Consider the following 17,484-nt stretch of genomic DNA (forward strand, 5'->3'; position numbering starts at 1 on the left):
GCTCGCATGTCTCCGTTTTACGGTCCTACGATGAAAAACCTGTTTTACGTCCGCCATACCTGCCGCCTCTGTCATTCGGACAAGCAAGAGCTTGTCGTCCCGATGGCGGGCATGCCCATCGGCACCCCGAACTTCCAGGTGCCGGATGCAAGCGCCGACGATTCTGTCTTTCGGGCCGCGGTGCCGATGGCGCTGCACCTGTGCGCAGACTGCGGCCACCTGCAGATTCTCCACGTCGGCAATCCGGAGATCCAGTACCGCAACTACGTCTATACCACCTCGCTCTCGCTTGGCCTGCGGGAGCACTTCGCAGGCTATGCCAACGACGTCGTCAGCCGGTTCGCCGTCGCGCCGGGCTCGCTGGTCGTCGAGCTCGGCAGCAACGACGGATCGCTGCTCGGTTTCTTCAGGGAGCGCGGCATGCGGGTGCTGGGTGTCGATCCCGCCGTCGACATCGCGCGGCGTGCGACGGAAGCAGGAATCGAGACCATCGGCGATTTCTTCACCGATGCCATCGGTCGCCGCATCCTGCAAAGCCACGGCGCGGCCAGCGTCGTGATCGCCAACAACATGATCGCAAATGTCGACAATCTCGACCCGCTGGTGATCGGGGTTCGCGACGTGCTTGCGCCGGACGGGCTGTTCGTTTTCGAAACGCAGTATGGCCTCGACGTCACCGAGAAGAACCTTCTCGACACCGTCTATCACGAGCATCTGTCGTATTTTAACATCAAGCCGCTGACGCGCTTCTTCGCGCGGCTCGGCATGGAAGTGATCGACGTCCAGCACATCGAGACCAAGGGCGGCTCGATCCGGGTGACGGTGCAGCGTGCCGGCGGCGCGAAGAAGCCGTCCGCTGAGGTCGCGCGCTTCATCGCCGAGGAAGATCGGCTCGGCGTCGACCAGCCGGGCTACTATGTGCCCTATGCGAAGAGGATCGCCGCCATCCGCGACGAGTTGGTCGCGATGGCCGATGCCGCCCATGCGCGCGGTCAACTCGTGGCCGGCTACGGCGTCTCGGTCGGGACCACGACCCTGCTGCCGCAGTTCGGCCTGGAGAACAAGATCGACTTCCTGGTGGACGACGATCCCAAGAAGGCGAACGTGATGGCCGGCCCGGGATACGACATCCCCATCCTGCCGCCCGCCGCCCTTTACGAGCGCAAGCCAGCGTTCGTCGTCGTCTTCGCCTGGCGCTACGTGGACCCGATCCGGGCCAAGCATGCCGGCTATTTCGCCGAGGGCGGAAAGTTCGTTGTGCCGTTGCCGGGCATTTCGACGATCGACCGGGCCGACTGACCTTGAGGAGGCGCTAATGGGGCGGCAGATGACGGGCCCGGTGGTCTCGTCCTGCCAGGAACCGGCTGCGCCCCTTGGGACGGCGGATTGCAGGCGGCAGATAAGCCCTTGATTGGCCTGATCTCTGGTCGGTCGCCTGTGGAGGTCGTTTTGCTCGCGCCAGCCCTCCCTGTCTTGACCTTTGGCCCCATCCGCAGTAGATACCGCGCACTCGCAGCCGGCCCGTTAGACGCGGATCTCCGGCGCGGCTTTGAAATCCCCGAACAATCGAGCCCGGATTCCGGCTCATCCTTCGAGACAGAGGGCTGGGCCAACGGCGGCTGTTCGGATCCCTGAAATTCATTCGCGTCTGTCGACGGACGTTGGACATCAAACGATGGCAGTCAGCCCGTTCAAGTTCTTGCAGGAAGTGCGCTCGGAGACCGCCAAGGTCACCTGGCCGACCCGCCGCGAGACCACGATCACCACCATCATGGTGTTCGTGATGGTCGCCGTGGCCTCGATCTTCTTCTTCGCCGCCGACCAGATCATCCGCGTCCTCATCACCTTCCTTCTGGGCATTCACTGATGGCAACAGCAACGGCTCAATTGTCTGACAAGCGCTGGTACATCGTCCACGCCTATTCGAACTTCGAGAAGAAGGTCGCCGAATCGATCCGCGAGCAGGCCAAGCAGCGCGGGCTCGAGGAGCTGTTCGAGCTGGTGCTGGTCCCGACCGAGAAGGTCACGGAAGTGCGCCGCGGCCGCAAGATCGATGCCGAGCGCAAGTTTTTCCCGGGCTACGTGCTGGTGAAGATGAAGCTGACCGATGAGGCGTTCCATCTAATCAAGAACACGCCGAAGGTGACCGGCTTCCTCGGCGCGGAAAACAAGCCGATGCCGATCTCGGAAGCCGAGGCCATGCGCATCCTGCACCAGGTGCAGGAGGGCGTGGAGCGGCCGAAGGCGTCGGTGTCGTTCGAGATCGGCGAGAACGTCCGCGTGGCCGATGGCCCGTTTGCCTCGTTCTCGGGTGTGGTCGAGGAAATCGACGAGGCGCGCTCGCGCGTGAAGGTCGCGGTGTCGATCTTCGGCCGCGCCACGCCGGTCGAACTGGAATTCGGTCAGGTCGAGAAGGTCTGATCGGGTAGGCGCGAGACTTCGGTCTCGCGCAACAAGAGGCCGTGGGAGGGAGAGGGCGGTTGCCAGCCGCATCCGACCCAGACCACGAACCTGAAACCGCCGGCCCAGGCCGGCCCAACAGGAGTGATACATGGCAAAGAAAGTGACCGGATACCTGAAGCTTCAGGTCCCGGCCGGTGCGGCGAATCCTTCGCCCCCGATCGGTCCCGCGCTCGGTCAGCGCGGTCTCAACATCATGGAGTTCTGCAAGGCGTTCAACGCCCAGACCCAGAAGGAAGAGAAGAACACCCCGATCCCAGTGGTCATCACCATCTATGCGGACCGTTCCTTCACGTTCGAGATGAAGACGCCGCCGATGTCCTTCTTCCTCAAACAGGCTGCCAAGATCCAGTCCGGCTCCAAGGCGCCGGGCCGTGACAAGGCCGGCGCGGTGACCAAGGCGCAGGTGCGCGAGATCGCCGAGAAGAAGATGAAGGATCTCAATTGCGATTCCATCGAATCGGCCATGAAGATGGTCGAGGGCTCTGCCCGCTCGATGGGTCTGGAAGTGGCGGGGTAAGGGCTCATGGCAATCGGAAAACGTTTGAACAAAGCCCGCGAAGGTATTGATCGCGAAAAGCTTTACCCGCTCGCGGACGCCATCAAGATGGTCAAGGAACGCGCGAAAGCGAAGTTCGACGAGACCATCGAGGTCGCGATCAATCTCGGCGTCGATCCGCGTCACGCTGACCAGATGGTCCGCGGTGTCGTGACCCTGCCGAACGGCACCGGCCGTACGCTTCGCGTCGGCGTGTTCGCCCGCGGCGCCAAGGCCGACGAGGCCAAGGCTGCGGGAGCCGACGTCGTCGGCGCCGAGGACCTGGTCGAGAAGGTGCAGAACGGCACGATCGATTTCGATCGTTGTATTGCGACCCCCGACATGATGCCGCTGGTCGGCCGCCTCGGTAAGGTGCTCGGCCCGCGCGGCCTGATGCCGAACCCGAAGATCGGCACCGTGACCATGGATGTCACCGGTGCGGTGAAGGGCGCCAAGGGCGGCTCGGTCGAGTTCCGCGTCGAGAAGGCTGGCATCCTGCAGGCTGGCGTCGGCAAGGCCTCGTTCACCGAGGAAAAACTGGTCGAGAACATCAAGGCTCTGGCGGACGCAGTCTCCAAGGCCAAGCCGGCCGGTTCCAAGGGCACCTACATCCAGCGCGTTGCGGTGTCCTCGTCGATGGGCCCCGGCGTGAAGGTCGAGCCGGGTACTATTCTCGGCTGAGGTTTGGAAATGACATGAGGCGAGGGGCGGAATTGGGCAACCGATTCCGCCCCTCGTCGTTTGTGACGGCGTTCACCGGAAACAAGAACAATGACTGACAAGGTCCTGATCTACTCGCGCTTTCCCAAGACGATGATGGCGCGCTTCGCCGAGCGGTTCGAGCTGCTCGACACCGGCGGCAGGCCGGCGCGGGAGGTGTTTTCGGCCGACGCGCTCGGCGGCATCCGCGCGGTGCTCACCGCGGGTGGCACGCCAATGGGTGCGGAGGCGATGGACCTGTTTCCGAAGCTCGGCGCCATCGTCTGCTACGGCACTGGCTATGACGGTGTTGACCTGAAGGCCGCTGCTGCCCGCAACGTCGCAGTCGGACACAGCCCGGGCGCCAATGCGGCCTCGGTCGCCGACATCGCGATGACCCTGATGCTCGCGGCGACGCGGCGAATCCTGGTGGCCGACCAGTACGTCCGAAGCGGCGATTGGGCCGCGTCAAAGCCCTCGCCGATGATGCGCCCGCAGGCCGGGATGCCGGGCCGCCGCATCGGCGTCTACGGCATGGGCGAGATCGGCCGCAAGATCGCAGCGCGCTGCGCATCCTTCGAGAGCGAAATCGGCTATTTCAGCCGCAGCAAATACGATCTGCCCTATCAATATTTTCCGACGCTGGAGGCGCTCGCCGACTGGTGTAGCGTGCTGATGATCGCGGTCCGGGCAGGGGCCGAGACCCAGCATGCCGTTGGCGCCGATATCCTCAAGCGCCTCGGGGCGGACGGCTATATCGTCAACATCTCCCGCGGCTCGGTGATCGACGAGAAAGCCCTGGTGGTGGCGCTCACCGAAAAGACCATCGCCGGCGCCGGTCTCGACGTCTACGACCAGGAACCGCACGCCCCGGACGCGCTGACGGCGCTCCCAAATGTCGTGTTCGCCCCCCATATCGGCGGCCACACCCTCGAATCGCACGTAGCCATGCAGAACTGCGTGCTGGCGAACCTGACCGCGTTTTTCGAAGGCAGGCCGCTGCCTTATGAGGTCAAATGAGCGGAAACCGGCCCTTGTCGGCCATGGTTAAGCGCGAGCGGCAACGGATTGGAACTGGTGTGAATTTTGCTCTTGGCAAGCAGGCCCCGGGCGGTTAAAGAACCTCTTCCGGACGTGCCGGCCTCGGCTGGCGCGTTCGTGCACGCATTCCGAAAACAAGCGATGGAGATCATTCCTTTTCAGGACGTCCGTGAGGATTGGCTGGAAAAGGAGGGAAATTCGTCGGGTGTGGGATGCGGGCAGAGGTCGGGCGGTTCGCCGGCTGACCTTGTCCTGTCCAAGACTGCAGGCGCCCGCGGGGAATTTCGATTTCTCAACGGCTTAATCGCATGGCCTGCATAGACGGGTGAAGACCGGATTTCACTTCGTGGCCACCTTAGGGTCGGTTGCGGAATGGGTTTGGTTCGGACCTCGACACGCCGTGGGCCCTAACGGGCTCCCGGAGGGCAGGCTTTGAATTGTCGTCTTGCCCGGCGTGTCCGATGGGTTTGGCCCTGAGGTTCAGGTTTGGGCGGGACGATGGGTGCAACCCGGCGGTCCCGCTTTCGCGATGACCGCCAACCGGAAAGAGCTTGCTGTGGAACGAGCGGCAAAAAAGGAAGCGGTCGAACAGCTCAATGGGGTCTTCAAGACCACGAGCGTCGCGGTCGTTGCCCAATATTCCGGCCTGACCGTTGCCCAGATGCAGAAGCTGCGCATGCAGATGAAGCAGGCTGGCGCCTCGGTGAAGGTCTCGAAGAACCGTCTCGCCAAAATTGCTCTTGAAGGCACTGACGTCGTTGCCATCGGCCCCATGCTGAAGGGACCGACCGTGATCGCCACCTCGGACGATCCGGTAGCGGCGCCAAAGGTCGCCGTCGAATTCGCCAAGGCGAACGAAAAGTTCGTCATCATTGGCGGCTCGATGGGAAAGACCGTCCTGAATGTCGACGGCGTGAAGGCACTTGCCTCGCTGCCGTCGCTTGACGAACTGCGCGCCAAGATCGTCGGCCTGCTTGTGGCCCCGGCGACCAAGATCGCTCAGCTCGCCAACGCGCCCGCGGGCAAGCTCGCGCGCGTCATCCAGGCTTATGCCTCAAAGGGCGAAGCGGCCTGACGCCCTTCGCAAAACTCAAACCCGAACCAGACTTACATTCAAGGAAACTGAACAATGGCTGACCTGCAGAAGATCGTTGACGACCTCTCGAGCCTCACCGTGCTCGAAGCTGCCGAACTCGCGAAGCTCCTCGAAGAGAAGTGGGGCGTTTCGGCTGCCGCGGCTGTCGCCGTGGCCGGCCCGGCTGGTGGTGGCGCTGCCGCCGCTCCGGCCGAAGAGAAGACCGAGTTCACGGTCGTTCTTGCCGCCGCCGGCGACAAGAAGATCGAGGTCATCAAGGAAGTCCGCGCCATCACCGGCCTGGGCCTGAAGGAAGCAAAGGACCTCGTCGAGGGCGCGCCCAAGCCTGTCAAGGAAGGCGTGAACAAGGACGAAGCCGAGAAGCTCAAGGCCCAGCTCGAGAAGGCTGGCGCGAAGGTCGAGCTCAAGTAAGCAACGCTTACTGGCACGAGATCCCGGTGCGCATCATCGCAACCGGGGTCTCGGTCCACTCCCCGAAAGGGTGGGCTGGATGCAAAAGGCGTGCGACGGAACGACCCGACGCAGGCCGAACACGAAAAAGTGTGGGGATTTGAGGGTTTGTCCCTCGAATCTGCACTAATGTCGCCCCATATCGGGTCGGCAGCACGAAAGCGCGGTGGGCAGGGATGCCGCATTCCCTGTAAGCCGTTGGGAGAGCAAGCTATTTCGGGCTTTTGCAGTCCGTGAAGAGGATGGTTGTGACGGGCGGGCGCGCTCCTGCGCCCCGCGCGTCGTTTTGCGTTTTGAAGGTCTGAAGAACAGATTCAGGACATTCCTGCCTGAAACTGAGTCTCCGGCCCCCAAGACGGGTTCGAAAAATTCAACCCGGGGAGCGGCGGTCGCCGCGTTCCGGAGGGCGCGCCCAAATCGGGCGACGAAAATGAGAGGCCACGATGGCGCAGCAGACATTCACCGGTCGCAAACGCGTTCGCAAGTTCTTCGGACACATCAAGGAAGTGGCCGAGATGCCGAACCTCATCGAGGTTCAGAAGGCGTCCTATGACCAGTTCCTGATGGTCGACGAGCCCCAGGGCGGACGGTCGGACGAGGGCTTGCAGGCGGTGTTCCGCTCGGTGTTCCCGATCTCCGACTTCTCGGGCACCTCGATGCTGGAATTCGTCCGCTACGAGTTCGAGCCGCCGAAATACGACGTCGACGAGTGCCGCCAGCGCGGCATGACCTTCGCGGCTCCCCTCAAGGTGACGCTGCGCCTCATCGTGTTCGATATCGACGAGGAAACCGGCGCGAAGTCGGTCAAGGACATCAAGGAGCAGGACGTCTACATGGGCGATATCCCGCTCATGACGATGAACGGCACCTTCATCGTCAACGGCACCGAGCGCGTCATCGTCTCGCAGATGCACCGTTCGCCGGGCGTGTTCTTCGACCACGACAAGGGCAAGACCCATTCGTCGGGCAAGCTGCTGTTCGCCGCCCGCGTGATCCCGTATCGCGGCTCCTGGCTCGACATCGAGTTCGACGCCAAGGACATCGTCTATGCGCGTATCGACCGTCGCCGCAAGCTTCCGGTGACGTCGCTGATGTTCGCGCTCGGTCTCGACGGCGAGGCGATCCTCAGCACCTTCTACAAGAAGATCCAGTACAAGCGGATCAAGGAAGGCTGGCGCGTTCCGTTCGACGCCAATCGTTTCCGCGGCTACTCGACCATCAACGACCTGATCGACGCCGATACCGGCAAGGTCGTGCTCGAAGCCGGCAAGAAGCTCACCGTGCGCGGTGCGCGTCAGATGCAGGAGAAGGGTCTGAAGGCGCTGCGCCTGTCGGATGCGGAGCTCGTCGGCAACTACATCGCCGAGGACCTCGTCAATCCCAAGACCGGCGAGATCCACGCGGAAGCCGGTGAAGAGATCACCGACAAGTCGATGAAGGCTCTCAACGAGCAGGGTTACAAGGAACTGCCGCTGCTCGACATCGACCACGTCAATGTCGGCGCCTACATCCGCAACACGCTCTCGGCCGACAAGAACATGACGCGTGAGGACGCGCTGTTCGACATCTACCGCGTCATGCGTCCCGGCGAGCCGCCGACGCTGGATTCGGCGCAGGCGATGTTCCAGTCGCTGTTCTTCGACGCCGAGCGCTACGACCTCTCGGCCGTCGGCCGCGTCAAGATGAACATGCGCCTCGACCTCGATGCGCCCGACACCCAGCGCACGCTGCGCAAGGAAGACATCCTCTCCGTCATCAAGACGCTGGTGGACTTGCGCGACGGCAAGGGCGAGATCGACGACATCGACCATCTCGGCAACCGCCGTGTGCGCTCGGTCGGCGAGCTCATGGAGAACCAGTACCGCATCGGCTTGCTCCGCATGGAGCGTGCGATCAAGGAGCGCATGTCTTCGGTCGACATCGACACGGTCATGCCGCAGGACCTGATCAACGCGAAGCCGGCGGCCGCTGCCGTGCGCGAGTTCTTCGGCTCCTCGCAGCTCTCGCAGTTCATGGACCAGACCAACCCTCTGTCGGAGATCACCCACAAGCGCCGCCTGTCGGCGCTTGGACCGGGCGGTCTGACCCGCGAGCGCGCCGGCTTCGAGGTGCGCGACGTGCATCCGACGCATTACGGCCGCATCTGCCCGATCGAGACGCCGGAAGGTCCGAACATCGGCCTGATCAACTCGCTCGCGACCTTCGCGCGCGTGAACAAGTACGGCTTCGTTGAGACCCCGTATCGCAAGGTCAAGGACGGCCGCGTCACCGACGAGGTCGTGTACCTCTCGGCAATGGAAGAGGGCCGCTACACGGTCGCGCAGGCCAACGTGCCGCTCGATCCGAAGGGCCGCTTCACCGAAGACCTCGTGGTCTGCCGTCACGCCGGCGAAGTCTTGCCGGTGACCCCGGACAAGGTCGACTACATGGACGTGTCGCCGAAGCAGCTCGTTTCGGTCGCAGCCGCGCTGATCCCGTTCCTCGAGAACGACGACGCCAACCGTGCGCTGATGGGCTCGAACATGCAGCGCCAGGCGGTGCCGCTGGTTCGCGCCGAAGCGCCGTTCGTCGGCACCGGCATGGAAGGCGTGGTTGCGCGTGACTCGGGTGCTGCGATCGCGGCGCGCCGTTCGGGCGTGATCGACCAGATCGACGCGACCCGCGTCGTCATCCGCGCCACCGAAGATCTCGATCCGACCAAGTCGGGCGTCGATATCTACCGGCTGATGAAGTACCAGCGCTCCAACCAGTCGACCTGCATCAACCAGCGTCCGCTGGTGAAGGTCGGCGACATCGTCAAGAAGGGCGACATCATCGCCGACGGTCCGTCGACCGATCTCGGCGAGCTCGCGCTCGGCCGGAACGTGCTCGTCGCGTTCATGCCGTGGAACGGCTACAACTTCGAAGACTCGATCCTGCTCTCCGAGCGGATCGTGAAGGAAGACGTGTTTACCTCGATTCATATCGAAGAATTCGAGGTGATGGCCCGCGACACCAAGCTCGGACCCGAGGAAATCACCCGCGACATTCCGAACGTCTCGGAAGAAGCGCTGAAGAACCTCGACGAAGCCGGCATCGTGTACATCGGCGCGGAAGTGCGCGCCGGCGACATCCTGGTCGGCAAGATCACGCCGAAGGGCGAAAGCCCGATGACGCCGGAAGAAAAGCTCCTGCGCGCCATCTTCGGCGAGAAGGCTTCCGACGTCCGCGACACCTCGCTGCGCGTTCCTCCGGGCGTGCAGGGCACCATCGTCGAAGTGCGCGTGTTCAACCGGCACGGCGTCGACAAGGACGAGCGTGCGCTGGCGATCGAGCGGGAAGAGATCGAGCGTCTGGCCAAGGACCGCGACGACGAGCAGGCGATCCTGGACCGCAACGTCTACAACCGCCTTGCCGAGCTGCTCGAAGGACGGCAGGGCATCGCCGGTCCGAAAGGCTTCAAGAAGGACACCAAGATCACCCGTGCGGTGCTCGAGGAGTACCCGAAGTCGCAGTGGTGGCTGTTCGCTTCGCCGAACGACAAGCTGATGGCCGAGATCGAGGCCATGCGGAAGCAGTACGACGAGTCGAAGAAGGGGCTTGAACAGCGCTTCCTCGACAAGGTCGAAAAGCTTCAGCGCGGTGACGAATTGCCGCCCGGTGTGATGAAGATGGTCAAGGTCTTCGTCGCGGTGAAGCGCAAGATCCAGCCCGGCGACAAGATGGCCGGCCGCCACGGCAACAAGGGCGTGGTGTCGAAGATCGTGCCGATCGAGGACATGCCGTTCCTCGAAGACGGTACGCATGCCGACATCGTGCTCAATCCGCTCGGCGTGCCCTCGCGCATGAACGTCGGACAGATCCTCGAGACCCATCTCGGCTGGGCATGTGCCGGCCTCGGCAAGCGTATCGGCCAGACGGTCGATGCCTATTTGTCGAAGCAGGACATCAGGCCGCTGAAGGAAACCTTGAAGAAGGTCTACGGCGAGGACGAGACGATCAAGTCGCTCAACGACAACGAGTTGATCGAGCTCGGCCACAATCTGAGCCGCGGCGTTCCGATCGCGACGCCGGTGTTCGACGGCGCCAAGGAAGCCGACATCGAGGAGATGCTGAAGCTTGCCGGTCTCGACGCTTCGGGCCAGTCGACCGTCTATGACGGCCGCACCGGCGATGCCTTCGACCGCAAGGTGACGGTGGGCTACATCTACATGCTCAAGCTGCACCATCTCGTCGACGACAAGATCCACGCGCGTTCGATCGGTCCGTACTCGCTCGTTACCCAGCAGCCGCTGGGCGGCAAGGCGCAGTTCGGCGGCCAGCGCTTCGGCGAAATGGAAGTGTGGGCGCTCGAGGCTTACGGCGCGGCGTACACGCTCCAGGAGATGCTGACCGTGAAGTCGGACGACGTCGCTGGCCGTACCAAGGTGTACGAGGCGATCGTGCGTGGCGACGACACCTTCGAGGCCGGTATTCCGGAATCGTTCAACGTGCTGGTCAAGGAAATGCGCTCGCTCGGCCTCAACGTCGACTTGCACAATTCCAAGGTCGGACCGGGGACGGCGGAAGCGGCCGAGTAATACGACCCTCATGCCCGGCCTGAATGGCCGGGCATCGGCGCCCAGTCCTCGAATCGCGAGGGCAGGGCGCCCCGCATAGTGATTTTCGAATTTGCTGCCGGAGGCGACCGGCACGCGAGGAGAAGACGATGAACCAAGAAATTATGAATCTCTTTAATCCGACGACGCCGGCTCAGGTCTTCGACCAGATCCGGATCTCGATCGCGAGCCCCGAGAAGATTCTGTCCTGGTCGTACGGCGAGATCAAGAAGCCGGAAACCATCAACTACCGTACCTTCAAGCCCGAGCGCGATGGCCTGTTCTGCGCCCGCATCTTTGGGCCCATCAAGGACTACGAGTGCTTGTGCGGCAAGTACAAGCGCATGAAGTACAAGGGCATCATCTGCGAGAAGTGCTCGGTCGAAGTCACGCTGTCGCGCGTCCGGCGCGAGCGCATGGGCCATATCGAGCTCGCAGCCCCCGTCGCCCACATCTGGTTCCTGAAGTCGCTGCCCTCGCGCATCGGCCTCCTGCTCGACATGACGTTGAAGGATCTCGAGCGGATCCTCTATTTCGAATATTACGTGGTGCTCGAGCCGGGCCTCACCGCGCTGAAGGACCGTCAGCTCTTGTCCGAAGACGAGTATCTGAAGGCGCAGGACGAATACGGCCAGGATTCCTTCACCGCCATGATCGGCGCGGAAGCGATCCGCGAGCTGCTCAAGGGCATGGATCTCGAGAAGCTCGAGCTGACCTTGCGCGCAGAGATGCAGGAGACCGACTCCGACATCAAGCACAAGAAGCTCGCCAAGCGCCTGAAGATCGTGGAAGCGTTCCGCCACTCCGGCAACAAGCCGGAATGGATGATCATGACCGTGGTCCCGGTGATTCCGCCGGACCTGCGTCCGCTGGTGCCGCTGGATGGCGGCCGCTTCGCGACCTCGGACCTCAACGACCTGTACCGCCGCGTCATCAACCGCAACAACCGCTTGAAGCGGCTGATGGAGCTGCGCGCGCCGGACATCATCATCCGCAACGAGAAGCGCATGCTTCAGGAGGCCGTCGACGCGCTGTTCGACAACGGCCGCCGCGGCCGCGTCATCACCGGCGCCAACAAGCGTCCGCTGAAGTCGCTCGCCGACATGCTCAAGGGCAAGCAGGGCCGGTTCCGTCAGAACCTGCTCGGCAAGCGCGTCGACTATTCGGGCCGTTCGGTGATCGTGGTCGGTCCCGAGCTGCGCCTGCATCAGTGCGGCCTGCCGAAGAAGATGGCGCTCGAGCTGTTCAAGCCGTTCATCTACTCGCGGCTTGACGCCAAGGGCCTGTCCACCACCGTGAAGCAGGCCAAGAAGCTGGTCGAGAAGGAGCGGCCCGAGGTCTGGGACATCCTGGACGAGGTCATCCGCGAGCATCCCGTGCTGCTCAACCGCGCACCGACGCTGCATCGCCTCGGCATCCAGGCGTTCGAGCCCGTGCTGATCGAGGGCAAGGCGATCCAGCTCCACCCGCTGGTCTGCGCCGCGTTCAACGCCGACTTCGACGGCGACCAGATGGCCGTGCACGTCCCGCTGTCGCTCGAAGCGCAGCTGGAAGCGCGCGTCCTGATGATGTCGACCAACAACATCCTGCATCCGGCGAACGGCCAGCCGATCATCGTGCCGTCGCAGGACATCGTGCTCGGTCTCTACTACGTCTCCATCATGCGCGAAGGCCTGCCCGGCGAGGGCAAGATCTTCGGCGAGATGGCGGAGCTCGAGCACGCGCTGCACGCGAAGGTCATCCACCTCCACACCAAGATCAAGTACCGGTGGGAAGGCATCGACGAGACCGGCAAGATCTCCAAGCGCTGGATCGAGACCACCGCTGGCCGCGTCATGCTGGGCAATTTGCTGCCGAAGAACCCGCGCGTTCCGTACGAGATCATCAACAAGCTGATGACCAAGCGCGAGATCTCCGGCGTCATCGACCAGGTCTACCGCCACTGCGGTCAGAAGGAGACGGTGATCTTCTGCGACCGCATCATGGCGCTCGGCTTCTACAACGCGTTCAAGGCCGGCATCTCGTTCGGCAAGGACGACATGGTCGTGCCGCACTCCAAGTGGAAGATCGTCGACACCACACGTACGCTGGCGAAGGATTTCGAGCAGCAGTACAACGACGGTCTGATCACCCATGGCGAGAAGTACAACAAGGTCGTCGACGCCTGGTCGAAGGCCACGGAAGAAATCGCCAAGGCGATGATGAAGGAGATTTCCTCGACCAAGAAGACGGCGAGCGGGGCGGATGCCGACATCAACTCGATCTACATGATGGCTCACTCCGGTGCCCGCGGTTCGCCGGCCCAGATGCGCCAGCTCGCCGGCATGCGCGGCCTGATGGCCAAGCCGTCTGGCGAGATCATCGAGACGCCGATCATCTCGAACTTCAAGGAAGGCCTCTCGGTGCTCGAGTACTTCAACTCGACCCACGGCGCCCGCAAGGGCCTCGCGGACACCGCGTTGAAGACTGCGAACTCCGGCTACCTGACCCGTCGTCTCGTCGACGTCGCGCAGGATTGCATCATCACGCAGGACGATTGCGGCACCAAGCTCGGCATCAAGATGCGCGCCATCGTCGATGCCGGCACCGTGGTCGCTTCGCTCGGCTCGCGCATCCTCGGACGCACGGCCTGCGAAGACGTGCGTGACAGCACGGGCAAGGTGATCTTCAAGCGCGGTACGCTGATGGAAGAGAGCCATCTGGATGCCATTCATCAGGGCGGCGTCCAGGAGGTGAAGATCCGCTCGGCGCTGACCTGCGAGCTCGTCAACGGCATCTGCGGCAAGTGCTACGGCCGCGATCTCGCTCGCGGCACGCCGGTCAACCACGGCGAAGCGGTCGGGGTCATCGCGGCCCAGTCGATCGGCGAGCCGGGCACCCAGCTCACCATGCGTACCTTCCACATCGGCGGTGCGGCGCAGCTGAACGAGCAATCTTTCGTCGAATCCAACTTCGACGGCAAGATCGTGATCAGGAATAAGGCCATCGCCCGCAACAGCGACGGCCACCTGGTTGCGATGGTTCGCAACATGGTGATCGCGATCGTCGATGCCGACGGCACCGAGCGTGCGACGCACCGTATTCAGTACGGTTCGCGCCTGCACGTCGACGAGGGCGACATGGTCAAGCGCGGCCAGCGTATCGTCGAATGGGATCCCTACACCCGTCCGCTCCTCACCGAGGTCGAAGGCACCATCGGCTTCGAGGATCTGGTCGAGGGACAGTCGATCTCGGAAACGCTCGACGAGGCCACCGGCATTGCCAAGCGCGTGGTCATCGACTGGCGCTCGATGCGCGGCGGCGGGGACCTGCGTCCCGCCATCGTGATCAAGGGCAAGGACGGCAAGGTGCTCAAGCTCGCCCGTGGCGGCGATGCTCGCTACATGCTGTCGGTCGACGGCATTCTGTCGGTCGATGTCGGAGCCAAGGTCCAGGCGGGCGACATTCTCGCCCGTGTCTCGACCGAAAGCGCCAAGACGCGCGACATCACCGGCGGTCTGCCGCGGGTGGCGGAACTGTTCGAGGCTCGGCGTCCGAAGGATGCGGCGATCATCGCCGAAATCGCGGGCACCATCCGGTTTGGGCGCGACTACAAGAACAAGCGTCGCATCTCGATCGAGCCGATGGACAAGACCGACGAGGCGCGCGAGTACCTGATCCCGAAGGGCAAGCACATCCACCTTCAGGACGGCGACGTCGTCGAAAAGGGCGACTTCATCGTGGAAGGCAACCCGGCGCCGCACGACATTCTGGCGGTCAAGGGCATCGAGGAACTCGCGGCCTATCTGGTCAACGAGATCCAGGAGGTCTACCGGCTCCAGGGCGTGCTCATCAACGACAAGCACATCGAGGTGATCGTCCGGCAGATGCTCCAGAAGGTGGAAGTCACCGACCAGGGCGACACGGACATGATCTCGGGTGAGCAGATCGACAAGATCGAGTTCGACCAGATCAACGCGAAGGCCAAGGAAGAGGGCAAGAAGATCGCCACGGGGACGCCGGTTCTGCTCGGCATCACCAAGGCCAGCCTTCAGACCCGCTCCTTCTTCTCGGCGGCCTCGTTCCAGGAGACCACCCGCGTCCTCACGGAAGCGGCGGTCAACGGCAAGGTCGATCCGCTCGAAGGCCTCAAGGAGAACGTCATCGTCGGTCGGCTGATTCCGGCAGGCACCGGCGCCTCCATGGCGAAGATCCGCGAAGTCGCGGTGAAGCGCGACAAGATGATCCTCGACGAGCGCGAGAAGCAGGCGGCCGTCGTGCCGCCGGCGCCGGAAGTGGAGCCGATGGCGCTGCCACCTGCGGAATGATCATTCATCCGTAGGAATACCGAGGACACTGAAAAGGCCGGCGCAAGCCGGCCTTTTTGCTGCTTTGTTTCCCTGTTGCGGTGCAGGATCAACCTTTGTTCATCTTTCCTTCAGGCGCAAAAGCGCTTCTGCTAGGAGAGCTTAGACCGGTGGTCCCGTGAAGGGGCGGGCCGGAGACCACGGAATTCTCATGCTTGATCTCGCAATCGTAGGCGGCGGCCCCGGTGGGCTGATGAGCGCTTGGTATTTGAAGCGCAAGCTCGGCGACCTCTGCCGCGTCACCATCTACGAGGCATCCGACCGGCTCGGCGGCAAGATCGTCACGCGCAAATTCGATTCCGCGCCCGCGATGTACGAGGCCGGCGTTGCCGAGATCTACGACTACTCGATGACCGGGCCGGATCCGTTGCGCGAGTTGATCCAGCATTTCGGCTTGCAGACCATTCCGATGGATGCCGAGCAGGTGCAGTTCGGCGGCGAGCTCCTCAACGACGTCGCGGGCATGCGTCGCAAATATGGTGCCAAGACCGCGGCTGCGATTGAGGCGTTCCGTAAGCGCTGCGCCGAGGCGATGACGCCGATCGAGTATTACGAGGGCGTCGGCGCGCACGACAACGAGAATCCCTGGGCCTACAAGACCGCCGAACAGGTGCTCGACGAGGAGGTCGAGGACGAGACCGCAAAACGATTCTTCAAGGTGATGGCGCGTTCGGACCTCGCGACCGAGAGCCACAACACCAACGGTCTCAACGCGCTCAAGAACTACCTGATGGATGTCGACGGCTATATCGGCCTCTATTCCATCCAGAACGGTAACGAGCAGCTCATCGAGTGCCTCCAGTCGGAGGTCAATGCCGACATCCAGCTCAATCACCGAATCCTCACGGTCGGCAAGGCGCCGACCGGTCGCTATCAACTCAAGATGATGAACGGCAAGGGGCCAGAGACGCGCGACTTCGACCTTGTGCTGGTCTGTCTGCCGCATTCCTGGCTCGGAACCGTCGGCTGGGAGGGCGAACAGCTCCGCAAGTCGATGGTCAAGCACGTCTCGTACTTCGACCGTCCTGCGCACTATTTGCGGGTCTCGATTCTGTTCGACACGCCGTTCTGGGGCGACAAGATCGCCGGCGCCTGGTTCATGTCGGAGGCCTTTGGCGGTTGCTGCGTCTATAACGAGGGCGCGCGCCATGATGTGGGCAAGCACGGCGTGCTGAACTGGCTGATTCCGGGCTCCGACGCGCTGGCGTTCGCGAATCTCTCCGACCAGGAGCTGATCGATGCCGCGCTGAAATCGCTGCCGGCATCGCTCGGCGATGCACGCGCGCATTTCATGGAAGGCAAGATCCACCGCTGGTTGTCGTCAGTGAACGCGATTCCGGGCGGCTTGCCCGTGCGCGACGTCATGACCAATCACCGCCCCGAGCCGAAGGAACATCCCGGAATCGTGGTGGTCGGCGACTATCTGTTCGACTCGACGCTGAACGGCCTGCTCGATTCCTCGGACGCGGCGACCGACATCATCTTGACCGAGATGATGCGCCTGCGCCGCGAGCGTTCGCAGGACGACAAGCCGCTCTCGGACAAGATCGATCGCGATTATTTTGACAATTATCGCGGCCAGGGTCCTTACAGCGAAGTGTGGCAACACTTCACCGATCCCGACTATCTCACAAAACTGATCGGCATCGTCTGGGGCAAAACCAAAGGCACGAAGCTCTTGATCGCGGGCTCGGCCAGCGGCGAGCTTGTCGGCGCGCTGCGCGACCGCGGTATCGATGCCTTCGGCATCGAGAACAACCGCACCATTCACGCCAGAACGCCGAAGGCGCTGAAGAAGTACAACAAGCTCGGTTCGATCACCGCCATGCCGTTCAAAGACGGTGCGTTCGACTTCGTGTTCGAGACCAGCCTCTGCCATGTTTCCCCGAAGCAGGTGGTCCGTGCGATCAGGGAGCTGAACCGTGTGGTCAAGACCGGGCTCGTGTTCGGCTCGATCACCTCGGACATGGCGCCGGCACTGATCGACCGCTACGACCTTCTGCGCGGCGTCAAGAAGCTCGGCACCTGGTGGGAATGGTCCGAACTGTTCTTCGGCAACGGCTTCGAGCTGTCGATGCACCGCAAGGACTGCACCGACGCGCTCTGGGAGACGACGCTCGCCGCCAACAAGGGCCCGGGCCAGTGGTACGCCGACGCCGATTCGTTGCGCTATTCCTTTTTCGACAAGGTCGAGGACGAGGAAGACGACTAGCCGCCTGAAGCGGACGCCTTCGCCAATTGTTTTGCCGAATTCATCCTGATCGCATAGAATCGATG

Annotated in this window: 11 protein-coding genes; all 11 read left to right on the forward strand. The window is 62.9% G+C overall.

The window, feature by feature from the left end:
- Positions 1-30: 30 nt before the first annotated feature.
- The 11 genes from BRA1253DRAFT_RS37595 to BRA1253DRAFT_RS37645 all read left to right on the forward strand — a co-directional run bounded on the left by BRA1253DRAFT_RS37595 (position 31) and on the right by BRA1253DRAFT_RS37645 (position 17,419).
- Positions 31-1,299, forward strand: coding sequence for a class I SAM-dependent methyltransferase (locus BRA1253DRAFT_RS37595; protein ID WP_007602982.1), 1,269 nt, complete (start codon positions 31-33; stop codon positions 1,297-1,299).
- 376 nt (positions 1,300-1,675) lie between these two features.
- Positions 1,676-1,867, forward strand: coding sequence for a preprotein translocase subunit SecE (gene secE, locus BRA1253DRAFT_RS37600; RefSeq protein ID WP_007602984.1), 192 nt, complete (start codon positions 1,676-1,678; stop codon positions 1,865-1,867).
- Positions 1,867-2,421, forward strand: coding sequence for a transcription termination/antitermination protein NusG (gene nusG, locus BRA1253DRAFT_RS37605; RefSeq protein WP_007602985.1), 555 nt, complete (start codon positions 1,867-1,869; stop codon positions 2,419-2,421). The genes secE and nusG overlap by 1 nt, the downstream gene beginning before the upstream one ends.
- A 130-nt stretch (positions 2,422-2,551) precedes the next feature.
- Positions 2,552-2,980 (forward strand): 50S ribosomal protein L11, encoded by a 429-nt coding sequence (gene rplK / locus BRA1253DRAFT_RS37610; protein WP_007602986.1) that lies wholly within the window; start codon positions 2,552-2,554, stop codon positions 2,978-2,980.
- 6 nt (positions 2,981-2,986) lie between these two features.
- Positions 2,987-3,679, forward strand: coding sequence for a 50S ribosomal protein L1 (gene rplA / locus BRA1253DRAFT_RS37615; RefSeq protein WP_007602988.1), 693 nt, complete (start codon positions 2,987-2,989; stop codon positions 3,677-3,679).
- 90 nt (positions 3,680-3,769) lie between these two features.
- Positions 3,770-4,717: a 2-hydroxyacid dehydrogenase gene (locus BRA1253DRAFT_RS37620; protein ID WP_007602991.1), complete on the forward strand. Its 948-nt coding sequence runs from the start codon at positions 3,770-3,772 to the stop codon at positions 4,715-4,717.
- Positions 4,718-5,294: 577 nt separating this feature from the next.
- A complete protein-coding gene (rplJ, locus tag BRA1253DRAFT_RS37625; RefSeq protein WP_035995742.1) occupies positions 5,295-5,813 on the forward strand; it encodes a 50S ribosomal protein L10 in 519 nt (172 codons plus the stop codon).
- Between the two features lie 54 nt (positions 5,814-5,867).
- Positions 5,868-6,245 (forward strand): 50S ribosomal protein L7/L12, encoded by a 378-nt coding sequence (gene rplL, locus BRA1253DRAFT_RS37630; RefSeq protein ID WP_007602994.1) that lies wholly within the window; start codon positions 5,868-5,870, stop codon positions 6,243-6,245.
- A gap of 482 nt (positions 6,246-6,727) precedes the next feature.
- Positions 6,728-10,843: a DNA-directed RNA polymerase subunit beta gene (gene rpoB / locus BRA1253DRAFT_RS37635; RefSeq protein ID WP_007602996.1), complete on the forward strand. Its 4,116-nt coding sequence runs from the start codon at positions 6,728-6,730 to the stop codon at positions 10,841-10,843.
- Between the two features lie 128 nt (positions 10,844-10,971).
- Positions 10,972-15,168, forward strand: a complete 4,197-nt coding sequence (rpoC, locus tag BRA1253DRAFT_RS37640; protein WP_007602997.1) for a DNA-directed RNA polymerase subunit beta' — start codon at positions 10,972-10,974, stop codon at positions 15,166-15,168.
- A gap of 190 nt (positions 15,169-15,358) precedes the next feature.
- Entirely contained in the window at positions 15,359-17,419 is a 2,061-nt protein-coding gene (locus BRA1253DRAFT_RS37645; protein WP_007602998.1) for an FAD-dependent oxidoreductase, read from the forward strand.
- Positions 17,420-17,484: the final 65 nt, after the last annotated feature.

This window comes from Bradyrhizobium sp. WSM1253 (genome assembly GCF_000244935.1).
Taxonomy (GTDB): domain Bacteria; phylum Pseudomonadota; class Alphaproteobacteria; order Rhizobiales; family Xanthobacteraceae; genus Bradyrhizobium; species Bradyrhizobium canariense.